This is a genomic window from Bradyrhizobium manausense (assembly GCF_001440035.1).
In the GTDB taxonomy this organism is placed as follows: Bacteria; Pseudomonadota; Alphaproteobacteria; order Rhizobiales; family Xanthobacteraceae; genus Bradyrhizobium; species Bradyrhizobium manausense.
Genome location: NZ_LJYG01000002.1, coordinates 111,361 through 117,387, shown reverse-complemented (window position 1 = coordinate 117,387; position 6,027 = coordinate 111,361). Strand labels below are relative to the sequence as shown.

Here is a 6,027-nt window from a genome sequence, read left to right as displayed (position 1 = left end):
GGCGATCGAGACGACGACTGGCTATTGCGCTTGCAGCACCGAGCGAGCTTACAGGAGCGAGTGATGAGCTATTATACGCCCAATGATCCCAATGCATCGTTCGGAATGGCAGCGCAAGCTCGCATCGAAGCCGGGCTGCGGCAACACATGCAGCGCGTTTATGGCTATATGGCAGGTGGATTGATATTGACCGGCCTCGTCGCCTATGCCGCCGCTTTCTCGGGCTTCTATCAGGCCATCGAGGGCACGCCGCTGCTCTGGATCGTGATGCTGGCGCCGCTTGGATTCGTGCTGGTTTTGAGCTTCAGGATCGAACGCATCAGCGTCGGCGCCGCGGTCCTGCTGTTCTGGATCTACGCTGCGGTGATGGGCCTGTCGCTGGGCGGAATCTTCCTGGTCTTCACCGGAAGCTCGATCGCGCGCGTCTTCTTCATAACGGCGGCAACCTATGGCGTCACGAGCCTGTACGGGTTTACAACGGGTGCCGATCTCTCGCGGTTCGGTTCCTTTCTGTTCATGGGCCTGATCGGCATTGTGATCGCCTCGCTGGTGAACATCTTCACAAGATCGGATGCCGTCCAGTTCGTGATCTCAATCGTCGGCGTGATACTGTTTGGGGGCCCACCGCCTACGATACCCAGCGCATTAAGGCTATGTACCTGGAATCCGACACGGAGGAGTCGGCCGGCAAGAAGGCCGTGATGGGAGCGCTTGCACTCTATCTCGATTTCGTCAATCTATTCATGCTGCTGCTGCAACTGTTCGGTCAGCGGCGCCAGAGTTGATGAAGTAGTCGGCATAAATGGCGCGCGTTCTCATCGTGCTCGGCGTACTCTTGCTGCTGGCGGGGCTGCTGTGGCCGCATTTCAGCCAGATCGGCCTCGGTCGTCTGCCTGGCGACATAGTCATCGAGCGCAAGAATATGACGCTCTATTTCCCTCTGATGACATGCCTGCTTCTGAGTGTCCTGCTCAGCCTGGTGCTGTGGGCTGTCAACCGGTGACGGGAAAACGTCGCTGCGCTCCGCCATTTATGGGTCGTTCAAAATAGTCGCGTCCTTCGTTGACGGACGCCAATGCTGGACAGGCGTCGGGTTGCTAGGGTTGGTGCTGCGACGGTTGGGCGTCCATTTGGGCGCGCGGTCAATCGCAGCTTATACAGTGGAGATCTGTGATGAAGAAGAACCTGATCACGATCGCGGTGGCCGCCGCAGGGGTGTCGGTTGCTGCCATCTCTCCAACGGCCGCGCAGGCGCGATGGCATCGCGGCTTTCCCGTCGCTCCCGTTGTAGGCGGCCTCGCGGCCGGGGCCTTGCTTGGGGCCGCACTCGCTGCGCCTCATTACTACGACGGCTACGAGCCCATCTACTACGGACCGCGCTGTGTCTACCGCCATGAACGTTTCTGGGATGGCTGGGGCTGGCACGTTCGCCGCGTCGAGGATTGCTACTGACGCCGCAACACGGTTTGCCTCTCCTACAGGAAACGTTCGATGATCAAGGACATCGTCGTAAATCTGGCGCATGATGCTTCGCGGGACCCGGCGCGCGATTTTGCAATCACAGTCGCGGAAGCCTTCGAGGCGCATATTGCAGGCGTGGCCTTTGCCTATATGCCGGAAGTTCCGGGTTATGCGGTGGTGGAGATTCCGCCGGATGTGGTTGCAAGCATGGTGGATGTGAGCAAGAAAGCCGCCGAGGCGGCTATCGGGCGATTTGACGAGGCCGCAAAACGCAGCCTGTTGTCGGCGGAACATCGCCTCGTCAGCACTGTAGGCGTGGAGGGGTCCGAGCTCTTCGCGACGCTCGCCCGGCGCTTTGATCTCAGCATACTTCTTCAGGCGGACCCAGGCGGGCTAGCCAATGACGACATGATCGAGACCTCGCTCTTCGATTCGGGGCGTCCGGTCATCGTCGTGCCGTACATCCAGAAGGACGGACTGAAGCTCGATCACCTGGTGTGCTGCTGGGATGGCGGCCGGGCGGCAGCGCGGGCGATTAACGACGCGTTGCCGCTGCTGACCAAGGCGGACAAGGTCGATCTGCTGATTATCGAGAACGACAAGACGAAGAACGAAACAACGGAGATTCGCGGGGTCGAAATGGCTGGCCACTTGGCGCGCCATCAGGTCAATGTCGACATCGAGATCATTCCCGCGCCGGACATCAGCGTCGCAGACGCGATTCTGTCTTACGTCGCAGATGAATCCGGAACATTGATCGTGATGGGCGGCTACGGTCGTCCCAAGCTGCGCGAGATCATTCTCGGCGGCGTTACCCGCGCAATGCTGAAGTCGGCGACAGTTCCGCTCTTCATGTCGCACTGAATGGAGCACCAGAGATCCGCCATTTGCGAGGTTTCATGCACACCGGTCTGTATGCGTTCGCGGCCGCTGCGGCCTTCCTCGGCGCGGAGTCGCTCAAACAACTCACGATTGCTTCATTGAGGAACTGCGGGGCGCGTCCAAATGGTGCTCAGGGGTTTCGCAGTCCACGCAAGCCACATCCTCTACCGACTTGTGTGGATCGGCGTGGGTTCCCGCGGCGAAAGAGGGCGCGCCTCACCGGCCTTCTCGGGTTGCAGCCACAGGAGATTCAAATGCCAAAGCTAAAGACCAAGTCAGGCGCAAAAAAGCGCTTCAAGGTGACTGCTACCGGCAAAGTGATGGCCGCCCACGCCGGCAAGCGCCATGGTATGATCAAGCGGACCAAGAAGCAGATTCGTCAACTTCGCGGCACCCGCGTGCTTTTCAAGACCGACGGCGACAACATCAAGAAATATTTCTTGCCGAATACTTGATCGAGACCCGACGCAGCCGGTCGACGCCTTGCCTGCACTGATGATGGTTGTCGATTGGCACCCGGTGATACGATGACCGCACACACGAGCGAGCGCCTGCATGGAAGCCTCTCACATTGACGGCGATCATGGTCGTAAACGGATGCGAGCGACACAGTCCCACAGAAACAGCTTGGTTCGTCTCGGACTTCTGACACGAAGCCCGGCCGACGATGACGAAGGAAACACGGCCATGAACAATTTTTCAGCCGAGACTCTCGATGAGCATCTGGTCGACATTCCGCTCGGTCCCGCAACGCTTTATGGCAATTTAGCGTTGCCGCTGGAGCCCACTGGTGTGGTACTTTTTGCGCAGGGCAGCGTCGGCGGCCGTCACGGTCCGCGCAGCCGCTACGTTGCACGTCAGCTGAACGAGGCGAAACTGGCAACCTTGCTTCTTGATTTGCTGACGCCGGAAGAAGAAGAGATCGATCTTCGCACGCGGTTGCTACAACTCAATATACGCCTGCTTGCCGAACGAATTGTAGGAGCGACCGATTGGCTGGCGCAAAACCCGGCCATCAATGGGCTGCGGATCGGTTACTTCGGAACGAGCACCGGCGCAGCGGCAGCGTTTGAGGCGGCTACCATGCGCCCCGATCCGATAAGCGCGATCATCTCGCGGGGAGGCCGGCCCGACCTCGCAGGCACCGCTCTGACACTCGTGCGCTCGCCGACGCTGCTCATCGTCGGAGGAAACGATTTTGAGACCATGGAGCTGAACCGGGAAGCATTTAAGCACCTGAGATGCGAAAAGAAGCTGGCCGTGGTGCCTGGCGCAACACACTTGTTCGAAGAACCGGGCGCGTTGGACGATGTCGTAAGCTGGGCGCGCATGTGGTTCATGCGCTTCTTGCCGAGCTAGCCTACAGCTTCCCCGCGTTGGACCTTAGCGAGTAGCGCGCCCTGAATATCTGGGCTAGTCGGCCTCTCCGCCTCTGTGTTCACTCTTTTGGCGATCGGCAATTGCACTGGCTGTGATCCTGGGCTTGGCCGGGCCACTAAGCCAAATTCGAGCTTCCTTCAGCTCGCCATGGCTGTGTGTCTGCTTCCAGGAAGCCAAACTCGATTTCATGATAAATGTGAAATACCGGTGTAACCGCTAGAAGGCGAATTCGCTTGGATCCGCCAGGCTGGTTTTGCCGTGACGGACAGGATGAATCACGCCCATACGGACGATTATCTTGCGCAATGGAACGAGCCGCTGCTGATCGATTACCTCGACGAAGCCACCCTGAAGCACCCCGACCGCGATGCGATCATCGACTTCGAATACGGTACCTCGCGTGAGCTCTGGCTAAGTTTTCGGGAGCTCCGGCATCGCGTCGACCAAATCGCCTCGAACCTGATCGGGCTCGGCGTCAAGCGCGGCGATGTCGTTTCGTGCAGTTGCCGAACTGGTGGCATTTCGCGCGGCGCATCTGGCCTGCCTGCGGGTGGGGGCGACGACCAATCCGTTGATGCCGATTTTCCGCGAGCGAGACCTGTCGTTCATGCTCGGTTTGGCCGAATCCAAAATCATCATCCGCTGCTCGACAGACACGCTGCACCTCCAGGGCCATCACGCCCTTTCCGGGGGTGAGGTAGGCGCTGGGGCCTTTTTGTCTTCCCGGCCGCCGGCGTGAAACCGGGAGCTTCTCCTTCCAGATCGCGTGCTGTCCGTACAGGCGGACGGCATCGGCCTTCTGGATCTCAACAATGCGCTCGCACCTGCGGCAGGAAACGCGCAGGACGTGCTGCGGGAGCTCGGATAGCTGGAGCCCGGCGGCCCGTCCCACCGGTTCGGCGTCGGCCGGGAGATCGTCGAGGATGGAGCGCCAATATTCCTCCGGAATAGCGTCCTGCGGGCCAGGGGCGTTTTCCCTCGTGGGCCGGTTACCCGTTGACCTAGCTAGCTTTTCCATTTGCTTCGGGGTGGCATCCGCCGCTCGCTCATGCCGCAATTAGAACATAAGTAGAACAAATGTCGAGTTCGACCAAGGAGGTCCGCTAAATTTGAGGGCGGAGATGTCGCCGGATTTGTGATCTCGTTCGATCCGAGTCTGCCTGTCGGAACAGGGCGGACATTTGAAACGGCGATTTCCGGTTCCAGCGGAGTCAATGCTGGTTCCACCGGAGTCGATTGGCGATTACGTTTCCATTAGGGTCCCTTGGCGCGGATGCTTCGTCCGCGGTTGTGTATTATAGTTGACAATTCGGGCGGGTTGTGTACTACAATACACATGCTCGAAGTCCGCCAGACAGACATCTTTGCAAGTTGGCTCCGGGCGCTCAAAGACGCGAACGCCGTTGCGCGGATTGCCGCCCGCATTCGCCGCCTCGAACTGGGCAACCTGGGCGATGTGAAACCGGTTGGCGAAGGCGTCAGCGAGCTGCGGATCGACTACGGGCCAGGGTATCGCATTTACTTCATTCAGCAGGGCAATACCGCGGTGATCCTGCTTTGCGGCGGCGACAAGCGGACCCAGAACAAGGACATCAGGACCGCCAAGCGGATGGCGAAGGAGGTTTGATATGCCACTTAAGACAACCAAGTTCGACGTTCAGGACTATCTGAAGACGCCGGATGAGCAGGTAGCCTATCTAGAGGCAGCGCTTGATAGCGATGATCCTTCGTTCATTGCAGTCGCTATCGGAGATCTAGCTAAGGCTCGGGGAGTTTCAAAATTCTCTCGCGAAACTGGACTGAGTCGCGAAGCGATCTACAAGACGTTTCGCGTGGGCGGCAATCCAACGCTCGATACGCTGAGCAAGGCGACGGTCGTTCTTGGCTACAAGCTAGCTCTTGTACCGAGAAGTCGGACCGTTGGCTCGTCGGCAAATAGCCGCCCGAGCGATAAGCGCGCTACTGGCGCCAAGGCAAAAAAGCTTGCTTGAGGCGCGGTCCCGACCTAGCGGGATGCGGCTGATGGTCCTAAGTCAGCCTGGCCGCCAGGAAGCGCTCCAGTCATCTGCAGGAGCTTGCTGAGTCGGCGCGGGGCGCGGCGGGGGGACCGCCTTGTGTGCCCGCGACCACCGCAGGTGCGATAGACTCCGATTGAAGCAGAAGGACTCAGATCGAACGGCAAACGACAGGATTACCGTATCCGCTTATCCTGTTGCTGGTCTGCCGCAGCATGGGCCTGTTCCTCGGAAGTACCCCGGGGATCGAGGCGCCGCTCCTTCTAAAGGGAGACACCAATTGGTTCCC

The 6,027-nt window shown here is 59.3% G+C and carries 8 protein-coding genes and 1 pseudogene; all 9 read left to right on the top strand.

Going from position 1 to position 6,027, the window contains the following annotated elements; all coding sequences use genetic code 11:
• Positions 1–63: 63 nt before the first annotated feature.
• The 9 genes and pseudogenes from AOQ71_RS00525 (at position 64) to AOQ71_RS00485 (ending at position 5,714) form a co-directional block, all read left to right on the top strand.
• Positions 64–785, top strand: a pseudogene (locus AOQ71_RS00525) (Bax inhibitor-1/YccA family protein).
• Between the two features lie 17 nt (positions 786–802).
• Entirely contained in the window at positions 803–1,003 is a 201-nt protein-coding gene (locus tag AOQ71_RS00520; protein ID WP_057740512.1) for a DUF2905 domain-containing protein, read from the top strand.
• Between the two features lie 170 nt (positions 1,004–1,173).
• A complete protein-coding gene (locus tag AOQ71_RS00515; protein ID WP_057740507.1) occupies positions 1,174–1,452 on the top strand; it encodes a hypothetical protein in 279 nt (92 codons plus the stop codon).
• Between the two features lie 39 nt (positions 1,453–1,491).
• Positions 1,492–2,325 (top strand): universal stress protein, encoded by an 834-nt coding sequence (locus AOQ71_RS00510; RefSeq protein ID WP_057740504.1) that lies wholly within the window; start codon positions 1,492–1,494, stop codon positions 2,323–2,325.
• 272 nt (positions 2,326–2,597) lie between these two features.
• Positions 2,598–2,798: a 50S ribosomal protein L35 gene (gene rpmI, locus AOQ71_RS00505; RefSeq protein ID WP_057740501.1), complete on the top strand. Its 201-nt coding sequence runs from the start codon at positions 2,598–2,600 to the stop codon at positions 2,796–2,798.
• Positions 2,799–3,030: 232 nt separating this feature from the next.
• Positions 3,031–3,702: a dienelactone hydrolase family protein gene (locus AOQ71_RS00500; protein WP_057740545.1), complete on the top strand. Its 672-nt coding sequence runs from the start codon at positions 3,031–3,033 to the stop codon at positions 3,700–3,702.
• 291 nt (positions 3,703–3,993) lie between these two features.
• Complete coding sequence (locus tag AOQ71_RS44605; protein WP_162268292.1) at positions 3,994–4,419, top strand: AMP-binding protein; 426 nt, start codon at positions 3,994–3,996, stop codon at positions 4,417–4,419.
• Positions 4,420–5,059: 640 nt separating this feature from the next.
• Entirely contained in the window at positions 5,060–5,350 is a 291-nt protein-coding gene (locus AOQ71_RS00490; protein WP_057740494.1) for a type II toxin-antitoxin system RelE/ParE family toxin, read from the top strand.
• A 1-nt stretch (position 5,351) separates the two neighbouring features.
• Positions 5,352–5,714 carry an addiction module antidote protein gene (locus AOQ71_RS00485; RefSeq protein ID WP_063958165.1) on the top strand — a complete coding sequence of 121 codons (363 nt, stop codon included), beginning with the start codon at positions 5,352–5,354 and terminating at the stop codon, positions 5,712–5,714.
• Positions 5,715–6,027 lie beyond the last annotated feature (313 nt).

Bases quoted from the DNA above. Each gene is read 5' to 3' on its own strand.
- AOQ71_RS00520 (WP_057740512.1), top strand. From the start codon at position 803: ATGGCGCGCGTTCTCATCGTGCTCGGCGTACTCTTGCTGCTGGCGGGG.
- AOQ71_RS00515 (WP_057740507.1), top strand. From the start codon at position 1,174: ATGAAGAAGAACCTGATCACGATCGCGGTGGCCGCCGCAGGGGTGTCG.
- AOQ71_RS00510 (WP_057740504.1), top strand. From the start codon at position 1,492: ATGATCAAGGACATCGTCGTAAATCTGGCGCATGATGCTTCGCGGGAC.
- rpmI (WP_057740501.1), top strand. From the start codon at position 2,598: ATGCCAAAGCTAAAGACCAAGTCAGGCGCAAAAAAGCGCTTCAAGGTG.
- AOQ71_RS00500 (WP_057740545.1), top strand. From the start codon at position 3,031: ATGAACAATTTTTCAGCCGAGACTCTCGATGAGCATCTGGTCGACATT.
- AOQ71_RS44605 (WP_162268292.1), top strand. From the start codon at position 3,994: ATGAATCACGCCCATACGGACGATTATCTTGCGCAATGGAACGAGCCG.
- AOQ71_RS00490 (WP_057740494.1), top strand. From the start codon at position 5,060: ATGCTCGAAGTCCGCCAGACAGACATCTTTGCAAGTTGGCTCCGGGCG.
- AOQ71_RS00485 (WP_063958165.1), top strand. From the start codon at position 5,352: ATGCCACTTAAGACAACCAAGTTCGACGTTCAGGACTATCTGAAGACG.